Origin of the sequence: Streptomyces liliiviolaceus (assembly GCF_018070025.1) — a bacterium.
Taxonomy (GTDB): domain Bacteria; phylum Actinomycetota; class Actinomycetes; order Streptomycetales; family Streptomycetaceae; genus Streptomyces; species Streptomyces liliiviolaceus.
This window is the reverse complement of the sequence record NZ_JAGPYQ010000001.1, coordinates 2067530-2091603: the sequence shown is the minus strand read 5'-3', so window position 1 is coordinate 2091603 and position 24074 is coordinate 2067530. Positions and strand designations below refer to the sequence as shown.

At 67.1% G+C, this 24074-nt stretch carries 30 protein-coding genes; 16 read left to right on the top strand and 14 right to left on the bottom strand.

The genetic code is table 11. From position 1 onward, the window contains the following. Positions 1-21: 21 nt before the first annotated feature. Genes J8N05_RS09215 through J8N05_RS09205 form a run of 3 tightly spaced genes read right to left on the bottom strand, consistent with a single transcriptional unit; the run spans position 22 to position 2927 of the window. Positions 22-1332, bottom strand: a complete 1311-nt coding sequence (locus J8N05_RS09215) for a CpaF family protein (protein WP_210881942.1) — start codon at positions 1330-1332, stop codon at positions 22-24. Then, positions 1329-2180 carry a hypothetical protein gene (locus J8N05_RS09210; protein WP_210881941.1) on the bottom strand — a complete coding sequence of 284 codons (852 nt, stop codon included), beginning with the start codon at positions 2178-2180 and terminating at the stop codon, positions 1329-1331. The genes J8N05_RS09215 and J8N05_RS09210 overlap by 4 nt, the downstream gene beginning before the upstream one ends. A gap of 21 nt (positions 2181-2201) precedes the next feature. Then, positions 2202-2927 (bottom strand): hypothetical protein, encoded by a 726-nt coding sequence (locus tag J8N05_RS09205; protein WP_210881940.1) that lies wholly within the window; start codon positions 2925-2927, stop codon positions 2202-2204. A gap of 531 nt (positions 2928-3458) precedes the next feature. Here J8N05_RS09205 and J8N05_RS09200 point away from each other — a divergent pair. Continuing rightward, positions 3459-4382 (top strand): hypothetical protein, encoded by a 924-nt coding sequence (locus J8N05_RS09200; RefSeq protein WP_247706211.1) that lies wholly within the window; start codon positions 3459-3461, stop codon positions 4380-4382. On the opposite strand, the gene J8N05_RS09195 is transcribed toward J8N05_RS09200, so the two are convergent. The 3 genes from J8N05_RS09195 to J8N05_RS09185 form a co-directional block, all read right to left on the bottom strand. Beyond that, positions 4288-4911, bottom strand: coding sequence for a hypothetical protein (locus tag J8N05_RS09195; RefSeq protein ID WP_210881939.1), 624 nt, complete (start codon positions 4909-4911; stop codon positions 4288-4290). The genes J8N05_RS09200 and J8N05_RS09195 overlap by 95 nt on opposite strands. Before the next feature lie 4 nt (positions 4912-4915). Further along, on the bottom strand, positions 4916-5236 hold the full coding sequence (locus J8N05_RS09190; protein WP_210881938.1) for a hypothetical protein: 321 nt from the start codon (positions 5234-5236) through the stop codon (positions 4916-4918). A 64-nt stretch (positions 5237-5300) separates the two neighbouring features. Beyond that, the gene (locus J8N05_RS09185; RefSeq protein ID WP_210890095.1) at positions 5301-5948 is read right to left on the bottom strand and encodes a hypothetical protein; all 648 of its coding nucleotides are present in this window, start codon (positions 5946-5948) and stop codon (positions 5301-5303) included. Between the two features lie 198 nt (positions 5949-6146). On the opposite strand from J8N05_RS09185, the gene J8N05_RS09180 reads away from it, so the two are divergent. Beyond that, positions 6147-7133 carry a hypothetical protein gene (locus tag J8N05_RS09180; RefSeq protein ID WP_210881936.1) on the top strand — a complete coding sequence of 329 codons (987 nt, stop codon included), beginning with the start codon at positions 6147-6149 and terminating at the stop codon, positions 7131-7133. A gap of 26 nt (positions 7134-7159) precedes the next feature. Here J8N05_RS09180 and J8N05_RS09175 read toward each other — a convergent pair whose 3' ends face one another. After that, a complete protein-coding gene (locus J8N05_RS09175) occupies positions 7160-8656 on the bottom strand; it encodes a purple acid phosphatase family protein (RefSeq protein ID WP_210881934.1) in 1497 nt (498 codons plus the stop codon). 47 nt (positions 8657-8703) lie between these two features. After that, complete coding sequence (locus J8N05_RS09170; RefSeq protein ID WP_210881932.1) at positions 8704-8985, bottom strand: winged helix-turn-helix domain-containing protein; 282 nt, start codon at positions 8983-8985, stop codon at positions 8704-8706. Between the two features lie 350 nt (positions 8986-9335). Between J8N05_RS09170 and J8N05_RS09165 the strand changes: the two genes are divergently transcribed. From J8N05_RS09165 to J8N05_RS09100, 14 genes are all read left to right on the top strand, one after another. After that, the gene (locus tag J8N05_RS09165) at positions 9336-9710 is read left to right on the top strand and encodes a hypothetical protein (RefSeq protein WP_210890603.1); all 375 of its coding nucleotides are present in this window, start codon (positions 9336-9338) and stop codon (positions 9708-9710) included. 228 nt (positions 9711-9938) lie between these two features. After that, positions 9939-10610: a hypothetical protein gene (locus tag J8N05_RS09160; RefSeq protein WP_210881931.1), complete on the top strand. Its 672-nt coding sequence runs from the start codon at positions 9939-9941 to the stop codon at positions 10608-10610. After that, positions 10607-11692: a hypothetical protein gene (locus tag J8N05_RS09155; RefSeq protein ID WP_210890094.1), complete on the top strand. Its 1086-nt coding sequence runs from the start codon at positions 10607-10609 to the stop codon at positions 11690-11692. The genes J8N05_RS09160 and J8N05_RS09155 overlap by 4 nt, the downstream gene beginning before the upstream one ends. Before the next feature lie 62 nt (positions 11693-11754). Beyond that, positions 11755-12054 (top strand): hypothetical protein, encoded by a 300-nt coding sequence (locus J8N05_RS09150; RefSeq protein WP_210881929.1) that lies wholly within the window; start codon positions 11755-11757, stop codon positions 12052-12054. 2 nt (positions 12055-12056) lie between these two features. Next, the gene (locus J8N05_RS09145) at positions 12057-13337 is read left to right on the top strand and encodes a WXG100 family type VII secretion target (protein WP_210881928.1); all 1281 of its coding nucleotides are present in this window, start codon (positions 12057-12059) and stop codon (positions 13335-13337) included. A gap of 85 nt (positions 13338-13422) precedes the next feature. Then, the gene (locus J8N05_RS09140; RefSeq protein ID WP_210881926.1) at positions 13423-14337 is read left to right on the top strand and encodes a hypothetical protein; all 915 of its coding nucleotides are present in this window, start codon (positions 13423-13425) and stop codon (positions 14335-14337) included. Between the two features lie 255 nt (positions 14338-14592). Further along, entirely contained in the window at positions 14593-15117 is a 525-nt protein-coding gene (locus J8N05_RS09135) for a hypothetical protein (protein ID WP_247706210.1), read from the top strand. A 124-nt stretch (positions 15118-15241) separates the two neighbouring features. Beyond that, positions 15242-16132 carry a hypothetical protein gene (locus J8N05_RS09130; RefSeq protein ID WP_210881924.1) on the top strand — a complete coding sequence of 297 codons (891 nt, stop codon included), beginning with the start codon at positions 15242-15244 and terminating at the stop codon, positions 16130-16132. 47 nt (positions 16133-16179) lie between these two features. Continuing rightward, entirely contained in the window at positions 16180-16383 is a 204-nt protein-coding gene (locus tag J8N05_RS09125) for a hypothetical protein (protein ID WP_210881923.1), read from the top strand. Between the two features lie 51 nt (positions 16384-16434). Next, a complete protein-coding gene (locus J8N05_RS09120; protein ID WP_210881922.1) occupies positions 16435-16806 on the top strand; it encodes a hypothetical protein in 372 nt (123 codons plus the stop codon). 72 nt (positions 16807-16878) lie between these two features. After that, complete coding sequence (locus J8N05_RS09115; protein ID WP_210881921.1) at positions 16879-17544, top strand: hypothetical protein; 666 nt, start codon at positions 16879-16881, stop codon at positions 17542-17544. Positions 17545-17622: 78 nt separating this feature from the next. Then, entirely contained in the window at positions 17623-17925 is a 303-nt protein-coding gene (locus J8N05_RS09110; RefSeq protein ID WP_210881920.1) for a hypothetical protein, read from the top strand. Further along, a complete protein-coding gene (locus J8N05_RS09105; protein WP_210881919.1) occupies positions 17922-19310 on the top strand; it encodes an AAA family ATPase in 1389 nt (462 codons plus the stop codon). Before J8N05_RS09110 ends, J8N05_RS09105 begins: the two co-directional genes overlap by 4 nt. A 6-nt stretch (positions 19311-19316) precedes the next feature. Continuing rightward, complete coding sequence (locus J8N05_RS09100; RefSeq protein WP_210881918.1) at positions 19317-19931, top strand: hypothetical protein; 615 nt, start codon at positions 19317-19319, stop codon at positions 19929-19931. Here the strand turns inward: J8N05_RS09100 and J8N05_RS09095 are convergent. From J8N05_RS09095 to J8N05_RS09070, 6 genes are all read right to left on the bottom strand, one after another. Continuing rightward, positions 19914-20492, bottom strand: coding sequence for a hypothetical protein (locus tag J8N05_RS09095; protein ID WP_210881917.1), 579 nt, complete (start codon positions 20490-20492; stop codon positions 19914-19916). The genes J8N05_RS09100 and J8N05_RS09095 overlap by 18 nt on opposite strands. 195 nt (positions 20493-20687) lie before the next feature. Then, positions 20688-21287 (bottom strand): hypothetical protein, encoded by a 600-nt coding sequence (locus J8N05_RS09090; protein WP_210881916.1) that lies wholly within the window; start codon positions 21285-21287, stop codon positions 20688-20690. Then, positions 21280-21903, bottom strand: coding sequence for a hypothetical protein (locus tag J8N05_RS09085; RefSeq protein WP_210881915.1), 624 nt, complete (start codon positions 21901-21903; stop codon positions 21280-21282). Before J8N05_RS09085 ends, J8N05_RS09090 begins: the two co-directional genes overlap by 8 nt. Before the next feature lie 16 nt (positions 21904-21919). Further along, positions 21920-23284: a hypothetical protein gene (locus J8N05_RS09080; RefSeq protein ID WP_210881914.1), complete on the bottom strand. Its 1365-nt coding sequence runs from the start codon at positions 23282-23284 to the stop codon at positions 21920-21922. 5 nt (positions 23285-23289) lie between these two features. Next, on the bottom strand, positions 23290-23607 hold the full coding sequence (locus J8N05_RS09075; RefSeq protein WP_210881913.1) for a hypothetical protein: 318 nt from the start codon (positions 23605-23607) through the stop codon (positions 23290-23292). 150 nt (positions 23608-23757) lie between these two features. Further along, positions 23758-24063, bottom strand: a complete 306-nt coding sequence (locus tag J8N05_RS09070; protein WP_210881912.1) for a WXG100 family type VII secretion target — start codon at positions 24061-24063, stop codon at positions 23758-23760. Positions 24064-24074 lie beyond the last annotated feature (11 nt).

Sequence of the window (24074 nt, the reverse complement as noted above, 5' to 3'; positions counted from 1 at the left end):
GTCGGTTCGTGCATGGTCAGGTCACCCCCAGTTCCCGCCGGGCAGGCGATAGCCGTACTGGATCAGGTCTTCGAGGCAGGCGATGGGCGCGTGCGGCAGGACCCGGCCGTCCGGTGTCTCGGCGAACACCTCGCTGGACAGGACGCGTCCGTCGACGCCGTTGACCTCGCGGATGGAGGTGACCACGCGCTGGAGGCGGCCGCCCGACTCGAAGTTGTTGCGCCGCTGGACGAAGACGACGAAGTTCACCGCGCCCGCGACGAGCATCTGGCTGGCCTCGATGGGCAGGCGTTCGGTGGCCTGGAGCGCGTAGGTGGAGATGCGGTTGAAGACCTCGTGGGAGCTGTTGGCGTGGATCGTGGACAGCGAACCGTCGTTGCCCTGCGACATCGCGTTCAGCATGGTCACGATCTCGTCGCCGAGGACCTCACCGACGATGACGCGCGAGGGGTTCATACGCAGCGACCGCCGGACCAGTTCGGCCATCGAGATCATGCCCTGACCCTCGGAGTTGGGCAGCCGCTCCTCGAACGCGACGACGTTCGGGTGCAGATCGGCGAAGGTGTCGAGGCCCAGCTCCAGGGCGCGCTCGACGGTGATGAGGCGTTCCTGCGGCGGGATCTCGTTGGCGAGCGCGCGCAGGAGCGTCGTCTTTCCCGCGTTGGTGGCCCCCGCGATCATGATGTTCTTACGGGCCCGGACCGCGCAGGCGAGGAAGTGCCCGACCTCGGGGGTGAGCGTGCCGTTGCCGACGAGGTCCGACATGAAGACCTTGCCCAGGCGGGCACGGCGGATGGACAGCGCGGGTCTGCGGGTCACGTCCATGACGGCGGACAGTCGCGAACCGTCCGGCAGCCGCAGGTCGAGCTGCGGGTTCGCGGAGTCGAAGGGCCGGGAGGACAGACCCGAGTACGCGCCGAGGATCTGGATCAGCTCGATGAGCTCCTCGTCGGTCTCGGCGACCGGCTCGGCCTTGACCTCCTCGCCGTTCGCGTAGCCGACGAAGACCTGGTCGTACCCGTTGATGTCGATGTTCTCGACCTCGGGGTTGTCCAGCAGGGGCTGCAGGCGGCCGACCCCGAAGAGCGCGGCGTGCACGGCGGCCGCGTACTGCTCCTCGGTCTCGGCGTCCAGCGGCGTACGCCCGGAGTTGATCTCCGTGCGGGCGTAGTCCTCCAGGATCTGGGCGATGACCGCGCGGGCGTACTGCCGCTCGTCCTCGTTGGACATCGGCGTGACGCCGGAGACCTGGTCGAGGCGGCGCTGCTCGGCGATCCGGTCACCGGCGTCCTGCCGGAACCGCTTGACGAGCTGATGGTCGACGGCGGTCATCGGCCGGCTCCGGCGGTGGGCTGCCCGTGGGAACCGCCCGCCGGTACGGACCAGGCCGCGCCGAACTGCTGGTAGAGGTCCGAGGTCACCTTGCGCGCCGAGCGGATGAGCAGCGACTTGTCGAGGCGTCCGCGCTTGCGGCCGGCCAACTGGTCGGCGCCGGTGGCGTCCGCGGCGATCGTGCCGACGACGCGGGCGCCGGCCTGCGAGGCCATCAGCATGTCGTCGACCTGGTGGACGATCTTGGCGGAGTCGCCCGGGTCGGTGATCAGCAGGACGCCGATGAGGGGCGTGCCGAGCGCGCCCGCGCCACGCGGTCCGCCGTGCAGCTTGACGGTGAGCGCGGCGGCCCGGTCGCGCACCCGCGCGATGGCCTCCGGCTCGGTGCGCGACACCAGCAGGACGAGCGCGGCCTGCGAGAACATCTCGACGGCCGGGGAGTCCCCGCTGATCCGTCCGCAGTCCGCGATGACGTCGGCGGGCGCGTGCTCGGAGTCGGCGAGCTGTGCGAAGGCGCGGCCGAGGGTGGGCCACAGCCCGGCGAGTCCGGCCGCCTGCTCGGCGTGCGCGAGCCCGACGAGCACGTCGAGCCCACCGCTCAACGGCTGTACGTGGTCCCAGATCTGGTCCGGTACGAGGCCGCGGCGGGCCGTGGCGGCTATGGACAGCATGCCGGTGTTCGGGTTCAGCGGTCCGCCGTGGGCCGCGGCGCTGCGGTACACGAGGTCGCCGCCGGCCGGGTCGGTCTCGGCGAGCAGCACGCGGCGCGGCCATACCGCCGCGAGGGCGACGGCGGTCGTGGTGACGCCGGGGGAGCCTTTGTCCGCGGCGAGGGCGATGAGGGCCATGGTGTGTGTGACTCTCCGCCGCTAGTTGCCGGGGACCTTGACGAGGGCGACCTGGTTCGCCGCGGCGGCGCGGGTCAGCGCGGCGGCATCGCTCTCGTCGACGGTCACGGTGACGCGCTGGTTGGTGCTGCTGATGGTGCTGTCGCCGCTGCCGTCCGGCACCTTGGTGACGCGGGCGTCGTCGACGATCGCGGTGTCGGTGGAACCGGTGGCGCCGGAGCCCGTCTTGTCGTCCGAGCCGGAGTTCGAGGAGGAGTTGTTGCCGACCTGGTAGGCGGCCACGAGATCACCGACCTCGATGCCCTCCGGGTACTGCCCCTCCTTGAGGGAGAGACCGACGACGGCCTTGCCGGCCGGGACGCTGGCCTCGGTGCCGAACATCTGGCCGATGACGAGGGTGCCCGCGTAGATCGTGGACTTGGCCTTGAGCTTCTTGAGGGCGTTGATCTGGTTCCACTTGACGTAGTTGACCCCGGCGTCGTCGGCCACCAGCACCGATTCCACCTTGTTGCCGACGGACTCACCGGCCTGGATGTCGGCGGTCACCTTGACGACCTCGATGCGGTCACCGGCGCGCAGTACGAGCATGGTCGCCCCGAGCGCACCCACGAGGATCAGCAGCACCGCGAGCGCGGCCAGTGCCGGTTTGCGCTCGCGAGGCGGCGAGGGAAGGCGCTCCCCCATCGTCGGCTGAACCGGCGCGGAGGAACGGTTGTTGCCCGCCCCCGTACGCTCTTGGATCTTCACGCAACCGCTCCCCGTACACCCAAGAAGGTTTTCGTCATTCAGGACACTTGGCACACTTGGCACACTTGGCACATCTGGCACGCTTGACGCACTTCGAGCACTGGGCCCTCACCGGGCGTACCGCCCGACCTGGTCGGACAGCCGTCGAAATGCTGCCGAATAGCCATGGCCGGAACGAGTGTCAAGCCACCGCACCGTATCAGCAGCACATAAGCCCCTCAAGGCTCGACCACGACCGCGAACCTCACACTCCACGACGTTGTCCACGCGCAACGCGGGGCGTTCGGTTCCAGGTCACGCGAGGTGCCGCGCACGGGATCGCATCCCGGACCACCGCTGTGCACCAGCGAATCACCCGCCCCCGCCCCGCCGGGTCCCGGTCACGCTGTGTCCATGGTCCCTGCACGACATGCTCACGGGGGGCTGGCGGGGGCCGTGGGACGATCTTCAGCCATGGGTGGCCGGCGGGTGTCCGCCGGTGACGGGGAGACGGGGAGTTGGTGTGCGGTGGCGGTGACGGGACTTCTGCCCGTGAGTGGTGCGGCCCTGTCCAGGGACCCCCGGCTCCTCGCCTCCGTGCGTGACGTCGGGACCCGGCCGGGCATCGACTTCGACTACACGGACGACGCGGCGACGGCGGCCCTGCTGGAGCGCCACCGGCGCACGGTGGCCGCCGCGGAACACGGGCCCCTGATGTGGCTGGGCGCGCTGTTGCTGGTCGCGGCTGTCGTGTGGCCGTTCGCGGGCTCTGCGATGCCCGCCTTCGACGGCCGCCCGGAACTGGCGTACGGCCCGGCGGGCCCGCTGCTCGTGACGGCCGTGGCGTGCCTGACGTACGTACGGCGCCGCTGGAAGCGCGAGCTGCTGCACCCGCGACTGACGGGCTACCGCCACGTCCTGGGCCTGGCCCGCGCACACGGGGTCCCGGTGACACACGTCCCACACTGGCTGGTGGGCCGCCCACTGAGCGGGAACCGGGAGACGGTGCCGGTTCCGGTGTACGGGGAGGTGGCGACGCTGCCGACGGAGTCGGCGTCCGCCCAACCAGTCGAAAGGGTGACGCCGCCGGTCGCGGTGCCGGATACCCCTCCGGTGCCCGCGGCCGTGCCCGCGAAGCCCGCGGCGGTCGCGGCGTACGAGGCGATGGCGGACGAGGGCGGCTGGCACGACGAGACGGGCTGCCTGCTGCTGCTAGCAGCCATCGGCGGCGCGGCCTGGGCCTACTCCGAGGAGAACCCGGCCGGCTACCTGGCCGCGACCCTCGCCACCGCTTTCGCACTGACGACCTGGCTGGCAGGAGCGAGACAGGGCCGCGAACGCCAACGCCTCCGGGAAGCGGCACTGGAGTACGTACGGACCCTCACAGCGGCCCAGTCGACGGGCACGCCCGTACCGGAACTGTCGGCGCCGTTGCGGGGGTTGCTGGAGGAGGAGGCGGCGCGGGAGCGGGGCTGACCGAAGCGGCACGGACGCCGCCACGCGAGCGGCGGACCTGGTCCGTGCCGTATTCGCGCAGCACGACGACCAGTTGCACGGGAGTATCCGTGTCGTCCTGCTTCACTCCGGCCAGCACGACCTTGTCCGCGACTCTCCACGCGGAGTGCTCGATGAAGTCCGCGCCACCGGTCAGGTCCTCGTCGGAGGCTTCGAGCCGGGGCACGAGTGCCCCGGACAGCAGTCGCTCCACGACGGGCGGCAGTTCGGCGACAGCGGCGTCGTACAACTCGTCCATGTACGCGTCGAGGTCAAGCCGCTCCTCGCCGACCTCGCGGTACCAGAGCGTGAACTCCACTTCCACGGACGGCCCGTCACTCTGAATCCACGCGGCGGCGCCATCACGACTCCAGGTGGTCGCCCATTCCTTCGCCGGATTCCTGCGCTCCCCCGCCCAGCCGCAGGCAACGAGAACCGACTCCACGGCCTGCCCGGTGAGCTGGCCGAGGTCGGACATCCGACTCAGTTCGGCATTCAAGTCACGCATCATCTCATTACTCTTCAAGCAGATCTACAACATATTCCCCAAGAGAAGTGGGAATTTTGGAACAGTCGATCTCACGCAGATAGTGGAGATGCTCCACCTTCACATGCCCCGTAGAGGTGAGTTCCACAATCGCGTGGAGCTGGGCCTCAAGGACGGTGGCGTTCGCTTCATGGGCCGCACTCGCCGAAAGCAGCGTCGCAAGTGTCACAGCCTCGGCCTCCGAATAGCCGTTCACCCGGTCAGTGACCTCATCGGCCGCCCTTTCACGCAGCCGTGGGTCTTCCTGTGTAGTACGCCGAACAAGGCTGACGAAGACTTCCGAGTTCATGCTCTCCGACCCACATCGATCCAGGCGTTCGGTGAAAAGGCCACGATGTCTGCCGGGAGTCGCCCTACTCCGCGAAGCGGAACGTCGACGTGATCGCGTCGAAGATGTCGAAGAAGGAGTCGGCGAGGTCGAGCACCTGGCTGCTTCCGGCGACGAGGGCGACCTTGCCCTCCTGGCCGGGGACGGGAATGAACGTTTGCATCAGCACGGCACGGATGGTGCGCTTGAGGGCGTCGTCGGGTACGGGGATGTCCTCGATGCCGTACGTCCTCGCGGCCGGGCCGACGTCCGGAATGTCGACCGTGGTCACCTTGCGCCACGCGTCACCCTCCTTCTTGGCCTCGCGCACGGCGAGCTGGCCCGCCATGACCTGCGGGTCGGTGGAGAGGGGCTCGCCGTCCTTCGTACGGCCGCCGACGAGGGAGACCGTGATCGACCCGGTGATCGGGACGTCACCGCCGAAGCTCTCGGCCATGCAGCCGCAGTACAGCGCGCCCGACTTCCAGGCGTCCGCCGCGGCCTTCTGCAGGAAGGCGGTGTAAGTGTCCTTGTACTTGCGCACCTCGGGCTGCTGCCGCACGCGTTCGTCGACCATGCGCCGGATCGAGTCGCCCCGCGACTCGGGCCGCACGTCGAACTCCCACCACGACTCCGGCACCTTGATCCGAAAACCACCGCGCTCGATGGTGAGCGTTTCCATGTAGCGGGCCATGTCGGCTGTACTCCCCCGGTCGGGCATGACGGTCACGAAGTCTGCGAAGGCCACGACGCGAACTGACGTCCGTAACCCCGGGAGAGCCTACGAGGTCGTGTGCCGGTCCGGACCCGGCCCCGGCGACGTACCGGGCGAAGTGTCAGAGTGAGGCGAGGTCCGGGGGCCCCGGACCGTCGACCGCGAACCCGAGGATGCGTGCGCACGGAGATGGACTACTGGCAGCCCGGTCCGGGAGAAGTCCTGCTGACCCGTACCCCGGTCACCTTCGCCTCGGGTGCCGCCATGCGCGTCAGAGGCATGCGGTGGTTCCGCGACACCGAGCGCAATGACATCCAGAACGAGCTACCGGGCTGGCCCGCAGGCCGGGGGTACGCGGCGCGTTCGGGTGGCGGCGCGCTGGGGCTCGGCATTCTCAGGGCTGTCGCGCTCACCCTGGGCAACCTCGTCGTGGGCGTCATCAGCTCCTTCGGAGGACTGACCGTGGACGGGAGCCCAAGCTCGAACCGTACCGACGACCGCGCCGACGAGATCGACGACTTCCCCGTGATGTGGGCCGCTCCCGGCACCGTCGCCCGCACTCTCCCCTGGCAGCTGGACCCCGGTCGCGCGAAGCAGAAGCACTACCGCACCCACGCGATCGTCACCGACCGCCGTCTGGTCGTCGTGGGCCTGCCCTTCGAGGAGAGGAACTCGGAAACCGTCGAGGACGAGGTGCTGTGGGAGACCCCGCTGTCCGCCATCAGCACGATCGAGCGACGGAACTTCAAGGGCAGCCACGACGTGAAGATCGTCTTCGCCGACGGCTCCTGGTGCCGGCTCAACAGCTTCAAGCGCGAGGGCCTCACCCGTCACATCGTCGACCAGCCCGACCTCGTACCGCTGGACTCGCTCACGCCGGCCCAGCGCGACACGGCCGAAGCCTTCGTGGCCGCGCGGGCACCGGATGCCGGAGCTCCGGTGATCACTCGGAACCTGTGCGGCTGCTACCGGGTGGCCGCGGTCGCGCCGAGCACCGCTCACGGGTTCTTCGGAATCTCCGAGCGGGACGTACTCATCGACGCCGAAGGCGCTGAGGTCGAGCCCGTCGAGTACCACTGGGAGGACTACTCGCCCGACGAACAGGAGGAGCTGCGGAGGTTGCGCCACTTCCCGCCCTCCGCGCTCGGCGGTTCGCCGAAGTAGGCCAACGACGCCCTCGGCCCGGACGGTCAGCCCTGTGCGGCGGAGATCCTCGCCGCCGCCGGTGTGATGCCCGACAGGTCGCGGGGTGTGACGCTGTTGCGGTCGCGGACCGAGCGGCCCAGCGCGTACTGCGGCCACAGGCCAGCCGCCACGCGGCGGCTGCGTTCGCTCCATTCGCGGGCCGGGGCGCTGCTGGTCTTGTAGTAGTTGAGGGCGTAGCCGCCCGTGTGGATCCGCAGCAGGCAGAAACCGCCCGGGTACTCCTTCACGGCGCCCACCTCCTGCAGGGTGACGTGCCGCGCCTGCGGGAGGAGCGTGCGCTTGTTGCGGTGGGTGTGGCCCGCGTGGTGGAGGAAGACGCCGGGGGCGGCGGCGTACGCGTCGAGGATCGCGCGGGCCTGGCGGCGGTTGAGGCGCTGTCCGCTCGTCACGGGGAACGGCGAGTTGCGTACGGTCAGCGGGTGGTGCCCGAAGACCACGGTGGGCTGGTCCTTGTGCGCCCGCACGTCGGCCCGGAACCAGGCGAGTTGCTCGTCGGAGAGCCCGCCCGACCCGGCCCCGTTCCCTCTCTTCTCGTACGTGTCCAGTCCGAGGACGCGCAGGCCGCCGAGGTCGCGGGCGAAGTACGCGGGCCCGTCGCCCGAGCCGCCGTCGGAGGCGGGGAAGGCGTCCAGGAAGTTGTCCCCGCCCTCTTCATGAAGGCCCTGTCGACCGCGCCGGTCGTGGTTTCCGCGTACGACGAAGTAGTCCTGTCCGTGCGTGCCGAATCCGTCCAGGAGCCGCCGGGCCTCCGACAGATCGCGCGGCGCCCCGCCAGCGGATATGTCCCCGGCGGCCAGCAGAAGGCGGGCACCGCGCCGGTGCGCCTCCTCCACCAGGGCCCTGCCCATGATCTCCGGGTACGGGCCGAGGCCGAGCCGCTGGGAGATGCCGCGCATCAACGGCATGCCCGTCACCAGTCCGGCGGTGGTCTCGCCGAGGTGGAGGTCGTTGCAGAGGGCGATCGACAACAGGTGACGGCCGGGAGGGGGTTGGGGCGTGGTGAAGGAGTACGGGCCCGCGTGGGTGCCGAAGCCGTGGAGGGAGGTGCCGACGGCGTTCCCCTTCACCAGGTGCAGGGGTGTGGGCGTGGCCGCCGATCCGCGGGAACGGGCCTGGTAGTAGTACGTCTGGCCGGGTTCGAGGTCCGTCAGCTCCACGTAGTGGTGTGCGGTGTCGCGGTCCTCGGCGGCGGTCCGGTTCAGGTGGGCGGGATGGGTGCCGTAGACGACCTCGCCCTCGGTCACCGCGGGGAGCATCCGCCCGAACCCGTCGTCGCTGCCCGCCACACCGGTGTGCCAGGTGATGACGGCCCGGTCCTCGGTGAGGGTCACGAGTTCCAGATTGACGGCGGAGACGGCGTCGGGGGCGTGATCGGGGTCGGGGTCGGGGTCGTGAAGGTGGCGCGCCTGCGCCGTACCGCGGCGGGCTGCGGAGTGGAGGGCTCGGAGGAGGGCGTGCGGGGCGGCGAGGCAGCATGGCATGCCTGTTTTGTGCCCACGTGCGGTGAACGCGAACTCCTCCGGCTCCCCTACGGCTCCTGGCCGTCGCCTGTCGTCTCGGGGTACGCGACGAAGGTGCCCTTGGCGGGGAGGGTGACGACGAGGCCGCGTTCGCGGAGTTCGCGCGTCGCCCGGCGAGCGGTCAGGTGCGCGACCCCGTACTCCTCCGCCAGGTCACGCTCACCCGGCAGGCGCGCCCCGGGCGACAGTTCCCCGGAGCGGATGCGGGCCTCGATGTGGTCCGCCATCTGCATATAGACGTAAGCAATCTTCGTCGGGTCGATCGGCGACTGCCCTGCCTCTGGTGTCATATCGAACAACGTACGACAGCAGGCAACTGCACGGCTCCTTGGAGCACTGCAAACCGCTATACACTGCCCAGCTATACCCTGTAGCGTGCTTGTTACGTGAAGAACCCCGGCGACGGCGGCAACCGTCCCGGGGCTTGGCCAACGCCTCCAAGGAGCGTCAACGTGCTGGACCCTACTCTCCGCCTCCTCGCCCGGGTGCTGAACCTGTGCACCCCGCGCCCGAGCGGCCGTCACCGCCTGGGGTCACTCCCACCCCTCCGATTCATCCCGGTCCCCCCGCCCCGCTTCGCCTCGGTCCGCAGCCGCCGCGCAGCGGAACACGGCATTCACGGCGTCCCGGTGGCCGCCCGATGACGCGCCCCGCGGTGCGGATGTGCGCCCGCTGCCACCGGGTGACGGCCCAGCCGGTACTGGTCCACGAGGTATACGCGGCGACGGGACCCGGCTTCAACGTGTACGCGTGCCCGGAGTGCGCGGACCAGTACCCGCCGACGACGGACGTACCGGAACTCACGCGACCCCCTCACCGGAGCGCGCGCCTCACCCTGCGCGTGTACACGGTCGACGCGCGGGGCGCCGTGACCGGAGAGCGGAGCAGGGTCGAGATCCGGACCGGCGGAGGAGCGGGCCCGCTGCCGCCGCCACTGCCGCAGACGTCGGCGTATCCGCCGTGCGGGTGCCCGCGCTGCCGGGCGCCGGAGCGCGGAGCGGCTCAGCAGAACTGAGGCGCGTCGGGCCCCGGACGCAGGCCGGCGTCCGGGGCCCGAGGCGTACCCGGGAGCACGTCCGGGTCCGCTGTGCACTCAGACACGATCGGGTCACTCGAACCATCGACTTGCCCCGGTTCCTCCAGGTCCGACCGTCCGCACCGGGAAGTTCGCGGTAGCGAAAGCGTGCACCCCACGGATACCGTCGTGGCTCTTGAATGCATCTAAATCTCACGGGGGTTCACTGTGACGCGCCGCTCTTTGCCCGTTGCTGCCGCGCTCGCCGCAACCGCAGCCCTGCTGCTCACGGCGTGCGGCGGCGGGGACGACAAGTCCAGCGACAACGACAAGATCGCGGGCGCCGACCAGGAATCGAAGAAGCCGACGAAGTCGGCGGAGCCGGCGGGGTCGAGCGAGGACAGCCCCGACGGGGTGGACGTGTCCCTGCCCAAGGACATGAAGCTGAACCTGGTCTTCGACTGGGACGAACCGAAGGCGAAGAACGAGGTAGCGGCGATGGACGACGCCGCCAACTACGTTCGCGCCCTCTACCGGGGCGTAGGCAAGCGCACCGCCGAGGATGCAGCCGTAACCGCCTACTCCACCGGTGAGGGACTGCGCTACGCGGAAGTCCAGATCAACGAGTGGCTCAAGGGCGACTGGACCGCTACCGGCACCCGACGTAACTACGACGCCACTACGCGCTCCACCGCCAATGGCAATTCCGTAGAAGTAGCCTTTTGTACTGATTCCAGCAAGTTTTACGCCAAAGAGGTCAAGACGGGAAAGGTTCTGAAGACCGAACCCAGTCTTGAGGACTTCAGCTATTTCAAGATCATCATGGTCAAGTACCCGACGAGCGACCAGTTGTGGCAGGCGTCCAAGGTGTTCGTGGAGGAGGCGACGAAGTGCCAGTGAACGCAGCGCGGCGCACATCCCTCGGCATCAGTTCGACGGCCTTGACTCTGGTCTTTGGCACTCTTGTCCTCGCGGCACCGGCCCATGCGGCGGGAGGACCCCGCGATGGCACCGGCGCCAGCGCCGATGAAAAAGGCGGGAAGGACTCCACTGGCATCTACGCCGCCGCCAGCGTCCAGTTCTCCGGAGCCGTGACCAAGAGCGGCGGCACCGGCAACGTATCGTCCGCCGACGTCAACTGGACGCCCCCTTCCTGCTGGTACGCCCCGTACCTGGGTGCGAAGGACTTCAAGAAGGAGATGTCCGAGAACCTCAAGACCGAGATGGGCAAGCCCGGCATGACCGGTCACGCGGGCGCGGCGCTCGGTGAGACGCAACGCCACTACGAGGACGACTACGGCTGGACCGACACCCCCGGCTACAAGGACTACAACGTCGACAAGGACGGCGAGGGGATGTTCTGGGCCGGCGTCGAGAACCCGAACGAGCCGGACTACCTCAAGCGCACCTCGTGCAGCGACCTGCCCTTCTGGGTCGACAACGGCGAGGCCCCGCCGCCGCAGTACGAGGAGGCCATCACTCCGGAGATGCTGGCGGCACTCGCGTACCAGCACATGGAACTGCCCGGCACCAAGGTGACGCTCGCCCCTGAGGCGATCACCAAGGTGAATCTGCCGACGTGGGCGTGGCTGGACGAGGCGGTGTTCGACGAGGTCCAGGCGACGGCCGCGATCAACGTCCCCGGCTTCAACATCCAGGCGACCACGACGGCGAAGCCGAAGTCGCTGACGCTCAGCCCGGGTACGGCGGACGCGACGACGATCCCGGCCGACGGCGGCTGCCCCATAGTCGACGGCAGGATCGGCGAGCCCTACGCCAAGGGCAAGGCCGGGGAGACACCGCCCTGCGGGATCATCTACCGCCGCTCCTCCGGTGGCGAGACGCTCCCCCTCAAGGCAGCCCTCACCTGGGAGATCAGCTGGACGGGCACCGGCCAGGCGGGAGCGGTCGGCATGCCGGACGGCACGATCGAGGCCACGCAGAACATCACGGTGGAGGAGATCCAGTCGGTGAACCGCTGACTCTCTTCCCCCGCCCGACCGTCCATCCCCACATGAGTGGCTGTGAAGGGCTATGAGTACCCATGAGTGACCTGCGCCTTGAGGACACCGTCTTCGAGGATCTGAAGAAGACTTTCTCGACGATCAGCGACCGGATGGACAGCGCGCGCCGCACGCTCCGCGGGGCCGACGGCTCCTCGGTCGGCGAGAGCGGGCTCATCGAGGACGTGCACGAGTTCGCCGACGACTGGGGGTACGGCATCAAGCAGCTCGGCAAGCACACCCAGGGCGCCGTGAAGATGATCAACAAGATCGGCGAGGAGTTCGGCAAGCTCGACCACGACCTCGCCGAGTCCCTCAAGACGAAGAAGAAGGACAAGTAGACGTGGCCGGCAAGCGACCCGCCTTCCCCCACATAGGCTGGGATCCGACGCCGGGAGACGTCGACGACACCCGGGACCTCGCGAAGAAGCTCGGGGGCCTGGCAAGCGATCTGAGCACGACTCTGCGGGAGTTGGAGCGGATCGAGGCGGGGGCTTGGAAGGGCAAGACCGCGGTCGCCTTCACCGAGTACGTCGGCCAGGACGTCACGCCGCTCATCAGCAAGAGCCACGACTCCTTCGACAAGGCCTCGCGCGCCCTGCACCGGTGGGCGAACGAACTCCAGGACTTCCAGGACGAGGCGAACCGCCTGGAGAAGTCGGCCGGCGAGAAGCTGGAGGCACGCGAGACGGCCCAGCAGAAGGCCGACGCGAAGGGCGACGGCAAGGGCAGCGAGGACCTGGGCAAGGCCTCCGGCGCGGTCGACGAGGTCACGGGCAAGGTCCACGACCTGGAGGACCGCTACAAGCGGGCCGCCGGCGCGATCAGCAAGGAACTCGACAAGGCGGGCGACATCGCCCCGGACGAGCCGGGCTTCTGGGACAAGCTCACGAAGGGGGTCGCCGACGCTTGGGACGCCACCGGTCAGTGGGTCAAGGACCACGCCGACATGATCAAACTGATCGGCGACCTACTGAGCGACCTGAGCGCGGTTCTGGGACTGCTCGCCATCATCACGCTTCCCTTCCCTCCGCTCGCGGCGATCTTCGGTACTGCGGCACTCATCGCGAGTGGCCTGGCGTTGGCGGCCCACGGGCTGGCCAAGTGGGGCGGTGCAGATGTGAGCTGGATGCAAATGGGGCTCGACGCGGTGGGGATGATGCCGGGTATCGGCATGTTCAGCAAGGGCATCAAAGTGGTCGGTGGCTCCAAAGCCGTGGAAGTCGCCGGCGCTCTCGGCAAGGGATTTCAATACACTGAAATCGGCAGCTCGCGCATCCTGATGGCTTTCGGCAAGAACTCGCGGGGCCTTGAACACGGTCTCGGCAAAGCCGGTCTGATCAAGATCGGCGGAAAATCCGGCGACGTATGGAAAGTCGAACATGCGACCAGCGGTTTGAAATCCCGCATGGGGGGCCTTGCCGCCGCGGGCTATCACGAGGGGCAGTGGCTCGGTTCCAAGGGACTCAACCTGCTGCCCGGAGTGGCGATCAATCCGCTGGGCGCCGGAATCGCGATCGATGCCGGAGCGAAAATCTTGCCCAAGGTCACCAGTATCCATCAGCATGTCGGCGAGGCTCTCTTCCCCGGTGACCAGTTCGAGAAATCAGCCTCGGGTGGATGAGCCGCCTGCGGCGGATGGCAGAGTGGCCCACAGGACAGCGGACTCAGTTTCGCCGAGCAAGCCAGGTGAGAGGGCGCGTACGAACATGAACGTCTGGCAGCCAGAACCGGATGAGACACTCCTCAGTCGTTCTTCGGTCACCTTTGCGTCCGGTGCGGCCACGCGCGTCAAAGGCATGCGCTGGTTCCGCGACACCGACCGCAAAGACATCCAGGGCGAGTTGCCCGGTTGGCCAGAGGGTCCGGTGTACGTGCCCCGCTCAACGGGCGAGTCGATCGGGCGCATCGGCGTCAAGGGCGCGGCAACAGCTCTGGGTGTCGCCGTCATGGCAGTGCTCAGCTCCGCCGGCGGAAACGTCAGCGGCAGCTCCGGCCCCGACTCCGGGAAGGACACGCCGGACGACCACGAGAACGAGGTCGAGGACTTTCCGGTCATGTGGGCCGCTCTCGGCACGACGGCCCGCACATTGCCCTGGCAGCTGGATCCCGGCCGATCTGACGAGAAGCACTACCGGACGCACGCGATTGTCACGGACCGCCGACTGGTCATCGTGGGCCTTCCTCACCTGAAGAAGAACGACAAAATCATTGAGGACGAAGTTCTCTGGGAGACGCCTCTGTCCGCGATCAGCGGGGTGGAGCACCGGGACTTCAAGGACGGGCACGATGTAAAGATCACTTTCACGGACGCCTCGTGGTGCAGGCTGAGCAGCTTCCAGCGGGCCAGACTCACTCGGTATCTTCGGCGCCCTCTCGAAGTGATCCCGCTGGACGCCCTGACACCAGCTCAGCGCAGCGCTGTCGAGGACTTCTTGGCTACTGCCCATGCGCCGGACATCGGGACGCCCGTGGTGACTCGTCGGCCCTGTGGTCACTTCAGGGCCGAGGCTCTGGTGCCCAGCGAGCTCACTTCCCTTTTCGGCGCGGGCAGTCGCTCTCTGAGCATGGATTCCGACGGCAAGAAACTGAATACCGAGGAATACCACCCGGAAGACTTCTGACCCTCACCTGCGTACTTGAACAGAACGGCCTCGCCCCGTATGACCCAGCCCAGCGGCCCCGCCGACATCCTTCCCGGTACTTCCGACGCCCAGGAACCCCCACCCATCTGGTTCCTGGCACCGGAAGGTTTTTTCGCCCTCCCCCTCGCCGCCACTCCCGAAGAGCGGGCCGAACTCTCCCATTCCTTCGTCCGGGAGCTCTATTCCCGCGGCAACGAGAACATCTGGGAGCCCGCCGCTCCCTACTATGCGGCGATGGCCGAACTCATGGCCGGTACAGGAATCTCGTACTCGGCGATGGGGCTGTTCTCCACGGTGGAGGAAGACAGCGAGGAGCCGGACGCCGAGGTGATCAGGCACGAGGGCTCGGCCGGTGTCGCCCAGTGTGCCCTCACTGTCGCGGCGGTACCCACGGACCAGGACAGTGACGACACCGATGTCGTGGCCCAGGGCATTCTCGCGATTCTCTCCGGTGACCCGCATAACGACGCCCGTTGGCTCGACCTGCCGTGTGGACCTGCTGTGTCCTGCGTAACTCTGCGCGAGTACAAGATCAAGCCGGAACTGACAGAGAGCGGAGAGCCGGTGGATCTCCTCACGGGACAGATCCAGGTCCATGTTCCTTTCCCCACAGGTCCCTTCACTGCGGTCTTCACACTCCACACGGCGTCCACGGACTACTGGGCGGAGTTCTGCGACCTGATGGGGGCCGTGCTCCGGACAGTGTCCTTCACGGATCCGCTCGCGGATTCACCGGGGAGCGCGGTTGAAGCAGGCTGAGCGGTGAGGCGGTAGGTCTCGTCACCACCCGATTCAGTTACGTCGCAGTCTCCGTCGGGCCTCTTTCCGAGATTTTCGAAAGTTCATCCACGGAACTGTGGGACAACGCAGGAGAGACGCACTGATGGACTGGCATGTCGCCCCCGACGAAGACCTTCTTTTCCGTATCCCCGTCAAGTTCGCCAGCGGTGTGTCACCCGCGGTGTCCGGCAGCAGATGGTTCCGGGACACCGAGCGCAACGACATCCAGAATGAGCTGACGGGATGGCCCACCGGCCCAGTCTTCACCCCCTGTACGGCGGGCGCCCGGACCGCCCGGCGTGCCGGCCGTGGCTTCCTCACCGTCATCCCTGCCATTGCAAACCTCGTAGCCAACATCGGTGGAGCCCTGGGTTCACCGTTCGGCGGCGTGTCCGGGCAAGGAGAACCCGAGGAACCGGAGAATGAGGTCCACGACTTCCCCGTGCTGTGGGCCGCCCCCGGCACCCTCGCACGTACGGTGCCGTGGCAACTGGACCCCGGCCGCCGCCCGGACGGATACAGCACACATCTCGTTCTGACCAACAGGCGACTGCTCATCCTCGGCGTCCGAAGCGGCGCTTCTGACGAGGCCGAGGTGCTGGGCGATTTTCCGCGGGAATCCGTCACCGCGGCCCGGCAGATGACGTTCAGCGAGATCAACGCGGATGTGCGCATCACCTTCGCCGACCAGTCCTGGATCCGCCTCTTCACCGGCAACCCGACAAGCGCCGAAAAACTCGCCGGAATCCTCAGCGGAAAAATGGAGGCGCTACCCGAAAGCGCCCTGACGGAAGCACAGCGCCAGCGGGTCTCACGATTCGTGGCGCACCTGCGCGGCACCGCACACCCGCCCGTGTACATCAGGCTGCCCAGCGGCATCGTCCTCGTCGAAGTCCCAACCCGCTCCAAAGCCGGAAAAGGTGTATTCAGTACGTCAACGATCCTGATGGACGCCTCCGGAGAGGCGGCGGAACCGGCTCCCGGCGACTTGTAAGCCTCCAAGGACGCTTCTCCAACGAATTCAATCCAGGGGGAAACAAGATGGCAGGATCCGCCAAACCCCGCCGACGCAGAGCGGCCGCCGCCTCGCTGCAGTACGAACACCGCCCCGGCAGCAGGTCGGTGCGCGAGGAAAAGGGATCCGGCAAGAGCAGCACACTGTTCGGGTGCCTCGTGTTCCTCTCCTGCACCGCCGTGTTCGTCCTGCTCGCCCTTTCGAGCGGTTACTGGGGCGACGACACATGAAAGTGGGCCGCCGACGAGTGGCCGGGCGGTACGTACGGCTTCGCAGTGTTCATGGGAGCGCTCGTGCCCTGCGTCCTGGTGCTCTTCATCAAGGCCCTCTCCCCGCTGAACAGGCAGTTCTGGAAGGCTCACACCGCCCGCTCGATCGGCCGCACGCTGCTGGCCGTCGCGTGCGGAGCGGTGATGCTGCAACTCGTATCGCTGATCTTCGTCGCCCAGGACACGGGCAAGTGGGGCCGCGGGGTATCGAGTCCGCCCAGTTGGACCTTCCGTACCCAGCCGTGGCTGTGGGCCGTCGGGTTGGTGGCGACTGTCGTCACGGCCGCGCTGTGGATCACCGTGGCCATGGTCCTCGACGGGCGGCGTACGCGGAACGGTGATCCCAGCCCCACCAGCCCCACCAGCCCTGCCAGTCCGAATTGAGCCGTTATGCGGTTCCTCGCGGGAAAGTTCGCTGTGGCGAAAACACACCCCCCACGGCTAGCGTCGGTCGGCATGCAGCAGACCCCGCCGTCCAGCCGGAGTGCCGTGAGCGCCGAGAGCCCCGACAGCGCAGAGAATCCCGGGAGCGACGACGGCAACGAAGCCGCCGGGAGTGAGAACGTCTTCGGGCTCATCACGCCCGAGGACTGGTATCGCATCCCGCTCCAGCCCGAGGACCGTCGGGAAGCGTCCGTGAGCGCACTGGTCAAAAGGCAGTTCGCGGGCGTGGACGACCAGCCCGCGCTTCGGCGGCAGGCGCAGGAGCAGCTGCTGGGCGCGGCCGAGGCGGGCGTCGAGCAGGGCGGAGTGGTGCTCTACCTGTCGTTCCTGGAGGCGGCGGGGATTCCGCTGTCGGCCTCCCTACTGATCTCGCGCCTGCAGCGGCGGTTCGACGCCCTCGACACGGTCTCGGCGCTGTCCGACAAGGGCGAGACCTCCCAGGTGCGCCTGCCGGCCGCCGGGCGGGCCGTCCGTCGGCGGCGTACGGAACGGACCCGGGAAGCGCGGCGGCTCGGCTCCGAGTTCGAGGACACCGTCGTGGAGTACTTCGTCCCCGTACCGGACCGGGACGAGGTGCTCATGCTGACGTTCAGCACCCCGTTGGAGCCGATCGCCGACGCGATGGCGGAACTCTTCGACGCGGTCGCCAGTACTCTGCGCTGGCAGAAAAAGGCCTGACAGAACAGCAGGCGAATCAGCAGGCGAATCAGCAGGCAAAACACCTGGCAAAACAGTGGAAGCACGGGGGTAGCACGGATGGGTGACGAGCGGCTCAGAGTCTCCACCGACGATCTGCACACGGCAGGCGTGGGACTGCGGTCGGTGGCCACGGAGTTCGAGGGGCTCGACAAGCTCCTGGACGCGTACGACCGCCGGACCGTCGGCCACAAACTGCTGCAGGAACGGCTGCAGGAGTTCTCCGACGGCTGGAACGACAACCGCGAGAAGATGATCGAGGAGATCAAGGGGCTCGGCGAGGTGGCCAAGACGGCGGGCGAGGCGTACACCGAGATCGACGATCAGCTCTACAAAGCCCTCATCGGCAAGGACAAGAAGTGACGCGCCCCGCCGACCACCGCTGGGAGGCGCTGGGCGAGAGCGGGGACCCGGTGCCCGGCGACGTGGACGACCTCAAGGCGCTCGCCAAGCGCTTCACCGCCACCGCGAAGACGATCTCGGACTCCGCCGCCGCGCTGCGCCGCCTCGGCGACCAGAAGAGCTGGGACTCCAAGGCGGGCCGGGAGTTCGCCGAGAAGGCCGACGACACCGCGAAGACGGTGAGCAAGGCGCACAAGCGGTACGAGGAAGCCGGTATCGCGCTGAAGGAGTACCACACGGCCCTTGAGGAGATCCAGGAGGACGCGGACCGGCTCCTCGGACAGGCCGAGACGAAGAGCGGAGACCTGACGACCGCCAGGTCGAAGGCCGACACCCCGCCCAAGGACACCGACGAGGCCGGGCAGAAGAAGCTCGACGGAGCAGTGACGGATCTGCAGGGCGACCTCGACGGCCTGCGCGACAAACTCGCCCCGCTCAAGACCCGTCACGACACGGCGGGCAACACCGCCGCCAAACGCATCCACCAGATCACCGAGGGCGACGACCTCAACGACTCCTGGCTGGACGAGCTGCGCGACACCCTGAAGATCGTCGCCGACATCGCGGGAGCCGTCGCGGCCGTCTGCGGGCTGGTGGCGCTCCTGGTCGGCTGGATCCCGGTCATCGGGCAGGCGATCGCAGGTGTCCTCGGCACCATCGCACTGATCGCGACCGCCATCTCCCTGGTCTGTCATCTGCTCCTCGCCATCAACGGCGACGGATCGTGGGGCGACGTCGCCATGGACGTACTGGGCCTCGCGACCTTCGGCATCGGCCGGGTCTTCTCCGCCGGCGCCAAACTCGCCGCCACGGCCGGCCGCAGCCGTGTGTGGACCGCGGCGGCCCAGTACGTACGCGGCTGGAACCCCGGTCTCAACGCGGCCGCGCGGCGCGCGCTGGTCGTCGAGATGGTCGGTGCGCGCGCCGGAGCGACCGCGTCGGCCGCCGCGCCCAACGTGGGCCTCGGAGCCGCCTTCAGGGGCCTCGGCACCTCCTTCGCCGACGACCTCGGCACGATCCGGGGCAACTGGCGGGACCTGCTCAAGGTCGGCGACAACGTCTCCGCCGTCCGTGACGCCTGGCGCGCGGGCGGTGCGCGTGGCCTGGCCAGCATGTACGTGGGCCCGGGAATGGTCGACGAGCTCTCCCGGATCAAGAACATCGACCCGTCGGACCTGAGCATCATCGGTACGCCCGACGCGTTCAAGCAGGCCATGCAGTACAACTCGTGGGCGCTCGGGGCGACGGGAACGGGGGCGACCTCCGACACCAAGAGCTTCATCGGCCTCTTCGGGGGCGACGACATCGACGTGACCGGCCCCGACGCCTCACTGGCGGGAAGGTAGCCACCGATGCCCACCACCGACACGGCCACGGAGACCGCGGCGGCCGACTGGCACCAGTGCCGCGTCACGCTGCCCGCCGCGCACAACTGGCTCGTACTGGACCTCGCCACCCCACGCCCCGGTGAGTGGGCCCGGTCCGCGGCCGACGAGCACTTCGCGGCGGACGTACCCGACGACCTGCGTACGGCGTTCGCCCAGGACGTGCTCTGGTACCGCGATGTCGCCGCCCGCCAGAAAGCGCTCTGCGCCGCGCTCCTCGCGCCTCAGGACGGTGGCGTGGCCGCCTTCTACTGCGTACGGGAACTGGCGGGCATCCCCGCCGGGTCGCTGCGCCTGGACGTGCTGCGCGCGGAGGCGGAGAGCGCCGAGGGGCCGTTCTTCCGGCCGCCGGAGATCACGGAGGTGGAGCTGCCGCTGGGGGCCGCACTGCGGGTGCACCGCCTGGAGCCGACGGATCCGGGCGCCGACAGCGGCACGGTACTGGAGGGTGTGGCGCACTACGTCCTGCCGCGGGCGCATCCCACGGCACTGGAGTGCCGCCTGCTCTGGGGAGCCCTGGGGCTGGGTGAGGAACTGGGCCGGATGGCGGACGAGTTGGCGCAGTCAGTGCGACTCGTCTGAAGCGTCGCCCTGCCCGCGCCCCCGGCCCCGGGAAGTGCCCTGCGACGTACCCAGCAGTCCCTGTACGCCGTCGAGCCCGAACCGCTCCCACGGCACGAGCGCCAGCGGCATCCAGCTGAAGCCGACGACGAAGACGCTCACCAGGGTGGTCGCTCCCTCGGGCAGGAGCCGGCCGAGCTGCGCCACGACGAAGGAGACCAGCAGCAGATAGACGCCGAGGAGGAGGGTGCCGATCACCTTGAAGAGAGCCTCGCCGGGTCCGGTCCTGGGCTTCTCCTCGGTCCCGCGGACCGCCGCGAACAGGATCAGCGGCACCAGCAGGCCCGCCAGACCGCCGGCGCCGATGCCGCCGACGACCAGGGCGTTGCGTCCGTCGTCCGGCACCGCCGCCGACAGGAACGAGTCGTCGGCCAGGCCGAGGGCCAGGGCGACGCCCGCATAGCCACCGAGCGTCATGGTCGCCAGCACGAGCAGCAGCCCGGCGCCGAAGGCGACGTTCCCCGCGACCGACCGCCCGGAGCTTTGCGCCCGGGGCTTCCCGGCCCCTGATCCGACAGACATGGACTCTCCCATTCCTCACGGGGTTCGGACGAGGATAACTGGCCAGGGCGACCATGAGGCAGGGCCGTCGGCGACAGGGACGTCGCCACCGAACATTGGCCGACCACCAGTCGACGGACGGACTGGACAGTCGGGTTGCCGAGCCGACGTCGTCAGCGCACCAACAGAACTGCCCTACACGTTCACCTTTTGACGTCAGATCCAGTGCAGCGTTTCCGCCACCGCGTCGAACAGCTCCACCATCTGGTCGGCCAAAGGATCGACAGGCGTCGAGAAGGTCATGCTGAGCACGTTGCGGGTGGCAGGGATGGGAATATGGAAGGCGACGGTTGTGGTGGGCAAGGTGTTACCCATCTGCACCTCAGGGTCGGGATCCTCCCGGTATCTTTCCCGTGCAGCCTTTCCGGCCACCGGAAGGTCGACCAGTGCGACGTGTTTGGCGGGCGCCTCCAGATATTCCGCCAGCTGATGAACGGTCGCGTTGCGAGGCCAGGAATCAGGCGGGCAAATGGATACCAGAAGCGAGGAGGCCAGAGGGACATCTCCTACCGTCAGAGTCGAAATGTATAGCTCGATTCCGCCGCGCCGGAATGCCGTCTTCGCCTGCTTCTGCAGATCACGCATCACCCGTTCCTTGACGTGCGGAGCATTGTCCACACCGCGGAACTGCTGATCGGCAAGGGCAACAATTCCCTGGTCTCGGAGTTCGGGCTCCAGCCGGATTTTGAACCAGCCGTCCGGGACGATCAGACCATAGTCTTTGGGAGGGGAATCCCATTCGATTGCGTCAGGCACAGAAATCTTCCCCGTCGGACTGCACCGGTGCGACACTCAGTGAGTCAATCATGCTGTCCACCATGCGTGCGAGCTCCTCGGAATACTGGACCGTCGTCCATCGAACCGTCACCAACACCACGTCGTCATTGACCGCAGGGCACACGGCGTACCTGATGAACTCGGACAACCGACCTCGCCCGAAAAGCTTTTTCTCCTTCATGGCCGCTTGCACCCGCACCGCGGGCCCGGCCGACAGATCCACGTAACGCACGTCCGAATCGCCGACCACCTCCATGTTTTCCCATTCGAGAAGCATGGGCTGAATATCCCCGGGCGTGGGCTGCACCCCATCATCACCGAAGACGGCGAGTTCCAGATCGGCGATACTGACCCCCGAGTCCGTATAGTAAGTCCCCGCTACGACCGCGCCGCTCTCGTGGGCCTTCATCGCCACGCGAGCCATACTGTCGACCAGCGACGTCTTCTGAACAGCAAGACTCAACGGATTAAACTGAGCAACCCGAGCAGCAGCCAATTTCTGGGCTGTCGCCTTGGATCCATCGGGCAAAGTAAGGTCCACCCAGCCCGGCGCAAGGTCAAGTGAATACCTGTACTCAAGGTCGTCGCTACTCATGTACGCCTCTCAGCTCTCAGCCGGGCAGTAGGGGGTTGATTTCCGGGTCGGCCGCAAGGCCACCGACAGTGATCACGGATCCAGTAAGAGAAATAGCACTTGCTTTACTGGAGATTTTATTGATGGCAGAGATCTCTGGAAGCTCCTTCGCGGCAATTTTTGCCGCGTTCACCTCAGCGGCCACTCCGGAATCCAGGAACGTGAAAGATTTGAATCCTCCTTGCGCTCCGAAAGTCTGTCTCATGCCTCTCCACGACTCAGGCCTTCCTACAACCTTGATGTTGCTCCAAGAGTCCTTGAGTCCGGACGGCGAGAGAAGATGATCCTTGAAAGGCTCTCCGAATGCCTTGAGTTTTTCCCTGGCAGTGAGGCTTGATCTCTGTCCGGCAAGTCGGTTCAGCTTCTGCCTGTCTCGCTTGGCGATATTTCCCGCTGCACGCGCTCCTGGCCTGCTGACGGCTCTCTGAAGTCTGGGCAGCGTCTTGGCGAGATACTTTCCGGCATACTTGCTGAAAGCCTTACCGATACCTGCCGCGAGAAACCCGAGAGCGGCAACCCCAAGGTCCATCCAGTCCGCGTCACCTCTGGCAAATTGAATCACCGTGCAGACGAGCCCGATAAGGCTCGCAGTCATGGCAATCGTCCCCAGAACCCCGGCAAGCGCCTGCCCGATGATCGGAATCCAGCCCACAAGCATGGCAGCGACACCGCAAGCCGTTGCAATTTTCGCCGACCAGTTGTTCACTTCATCAAGGAAGCTGTCCCAATAGCCATCCTTCAAAGAATCGTGAGAGATGATGCCATCGATGGCCTCACGAGCTTTCCTTGCCGCATCATCTCGAATTTGTTTCGCAGACTCGACCTTCTCTCGCGCCGCCTCGATTTCTCCGGACGCCAGATCCAGCTTGCCTTCCAGCTTTTCCTTGTCCTCTTTTACGTTACTGCCCGAGAGACCGTCGATACTCTTCCGGGTCGCACTCCTCCTCTCATCCGCTTCTCGCGCTTCCCTCAACGCCGAATCGGCGATCTTCTGCGCTCGATTCAGATCGGATGCATAGTTCGTCGACGGGGCATGCAACTGGTCCTGATAGCCGCCACCCACCTCGTGGATGGTGGAACCGATTGCGACGGCCGCCGCATCGTACCTTTTATAGGCGGCCTCCAGCTTCCCTTGGCTGCCCTCGGCCTTTTTTCGGAACTCCTTTCCGGCATCAGAATCCCACGAGTCGACCTTCGAGATCGCTTTGAGGTTTCTGACCTGTCGACCGAGCTCGTCCGCTGTCTTCCGCAGCTTCTTTCCGAGCCCCACGAGCTGATCCGGATCGCCGGGAACAGGGTCGGCATCCGCCAGAGGATGCCAATCGCGCGGTCGCCCACTCATCTTCGCTACCCCCGCTTACTCTTCTTCGGTTCCTCTGCACCGCGAATCGCATCCGCCAACTGCTGATCGATGGCCTCGTACGCCTCCGCAGCAGCTTTCGCGATCTGGGACAGCGCGTCGATCTCTTCCGTCAGCTCTTTCCGGCTGAGCTTCCAGTTGTCGACGAAATCTTCGAACTTTTCCTTGAGATCGTTCTCCCCGAAATCTTCGTCATACTTTCCTTTGAGATCCTCAAGGCCGTCGAATGACTTCTTGATGCTGCCGAGCCCTCGACCCATGCCGCGAATCACCTCAAGGTCTTCGATTCGCGTATATTCGCCCACAGTCACCCCCTGCTTCGCGCCCTGCCGTCAACGCATCGTCCCCAACGCAAACTGGTGCGGCAGGGCACTGTCGTGCCCCAACCGCACCAGTTCACACGATCACCGGGCTGTCCCAGCCACCCGAAGGCGGCAAACCACCCAAAAGCAGCCTCAGCCCTTGACACCCTTGGCCAGCTCGTCATCCAGGTCCTGGTACGCCTTCGCGGCGCTCGTGAGGAACTTGGACATGCCCGTCAGGCCGTCGATCGTGTCCTTCGCGCCCTTCTTGAACTCCGTGAAGGAGTCCTCGAAGGCCTGCGAGCCCTTGCGGGTGGTGTAGCCGTCCTTGACGAGGCCCTGGATGTAGCGCTCAAGGGCGTCGAGCTTCTCGTCGATCTTGTCCTTGGCGTCGGTCAGCTTGGTAGCCGCCTTGTGCATCTCGTCATAAGTGATATCTGCATCTTTGCCGCCGGCCATGTGGCGTCCTC

Coding starts and splice junctions, on each gene's coding strand:
- J8N05_RS09215 (WP_210881942.1), bottom strand. CDS start 1,332: ATGACCGCCGTCGACCATCAGCTCGTCAAGCGGTTCCGGCAGGACGCC.
- J8N05_RS09210 (WP_210881941.1), bottom strand. CDS start 2,180: ATGGCCCTCATCGCCCTCGCCGCGGACAAAGGCTCCCCCGGCGTCACC.
- J8N05_RS09195 (WP_210881939.1), bottom strand. CDS start 4,911: ATGATGCGTGACTTGAATGCCGAACTGAGTCGGATGTCCGACCTCGGC.
- J8N05_RS09190 (WP_210881938.1), bottom strand. CDS start 5,236: ATGAACTCGGAAGTCTTCGTCAGCCTTGTTCGGCGTACTACACAGGAA.
- J8N05_RS09185 (WP_210890095.1), bottom strand. CDS start 5,948: ATGGCCCGCTACATGGAAACGCTCACCATCGAGCGCGGTGGTTTTCGG.
- J8N05_RS09175 (WP_210881934.1), bottom strand. CDS start 8,656: ATGCCATGCTGCCTCGCCGCCCCGCACGCCCTCCTCCGAGCCCTCCAC.
- J8N05_RS09170 (WP_210881932.1), bottom strand. CDS start 8,985: ATGACACCAGAGGCAGGGCAGTCGCCGATCGACCCGACGAAGATTGCT.
- J8N05_RS09165 (WP_210890603.1), top strand. CDS start 9,336: ATGACGCGCCCCGCGGTGCGGATGTGCGCCCGCTGCCACCGGGTGACG.
- J8N05_RS09150 (WP_210881929.1), top strand. CDS start 11,755: ATGAGTGACCTGCGCCTTGAGGACACCGTCTTCGAGGATCTGAAGAAG.
- J8N05_RS09140 (WP_210881926.1), top strand. CDS start 13,423: ATGAACGTCTGGCAGCCAGAACCGGATGAGACACTCCTCAGTCGTTCT.
- J8N05_RS09135 (WP_247706210.1), top strand. CDS start 14,593: ATGGCCGAACTCATGGCCGGTACAGGAATCTCGTACTCGGCGATGGGG.
- J8N05_RS09130 (WP_210881924.1), top strand. CDS start 15,242: ATGGACTGGCATGTCGCCCCCGACGAAGACCTTCTTTTCCGTATCCCC.
- J8N05_RS09125 (WP_210881923.1), top strand. CDS start 16,180: ATGGCAGGATCCGCCAAACCCCGCCGACGCAGAGCGGCCGCCGCCTCG.
- J8N05_RS09120 (WP_210881922.1), top strand. CDS start 16,435: ATGGGAGCGCTCGTGCCCTGCGTCCTGGTGCTCTTCATCAAGGCCCTC.
- J8N05_RS09115 (WP_210881921.1), top strand. CDS start 16,879: ATGCAGCAGACCCCGCCGTCCAGCCGGAGTGCCGTGAGCGCCGAGAGC.
- J8N05_RS09110 (WP_210881920.1), top strand. CDS start 17,623: ATGGGTGACGAGCGGCTCAGAGTCTCCACCGACGATCTGCACACGGCA.
- J8N05_RS09100 (WP_210881918.1), top strand. CDS start 19,317: ATGCCCACCACCGACACGGCCACGGAGACCGCGGCGGCCGACTGGCAC.
- J8N05_RS09095 (WP_210881917.1), bottom strand. CDS start 20,492: ATGTCTGTCGGATCAGGGGCCGGGAAGCCCCGGGCGCAAAGCTCCGGG.
- J8N05_RS09085 (WP_210881915.1), bottom strand. CDS start 21,903: ATGAGTAGCGACGACCTTGAGTACAGGTATTCACTTGACCTTGCGCCG.
- J8N05_RS09080 (WP_210881914.1), bottom strand. CDS start 23,284: ATGAGTGGGCGACCGCGCGATTGGCATCCTCTGGCGGATGCCGACCCT.
- J8N05_RS09070 (WP_210881912.1), bottom strand. CDS start 24,063: ATGGCCGGCGGCAAAGATGCAGATATCACTTATGACGAGATGCACAAG.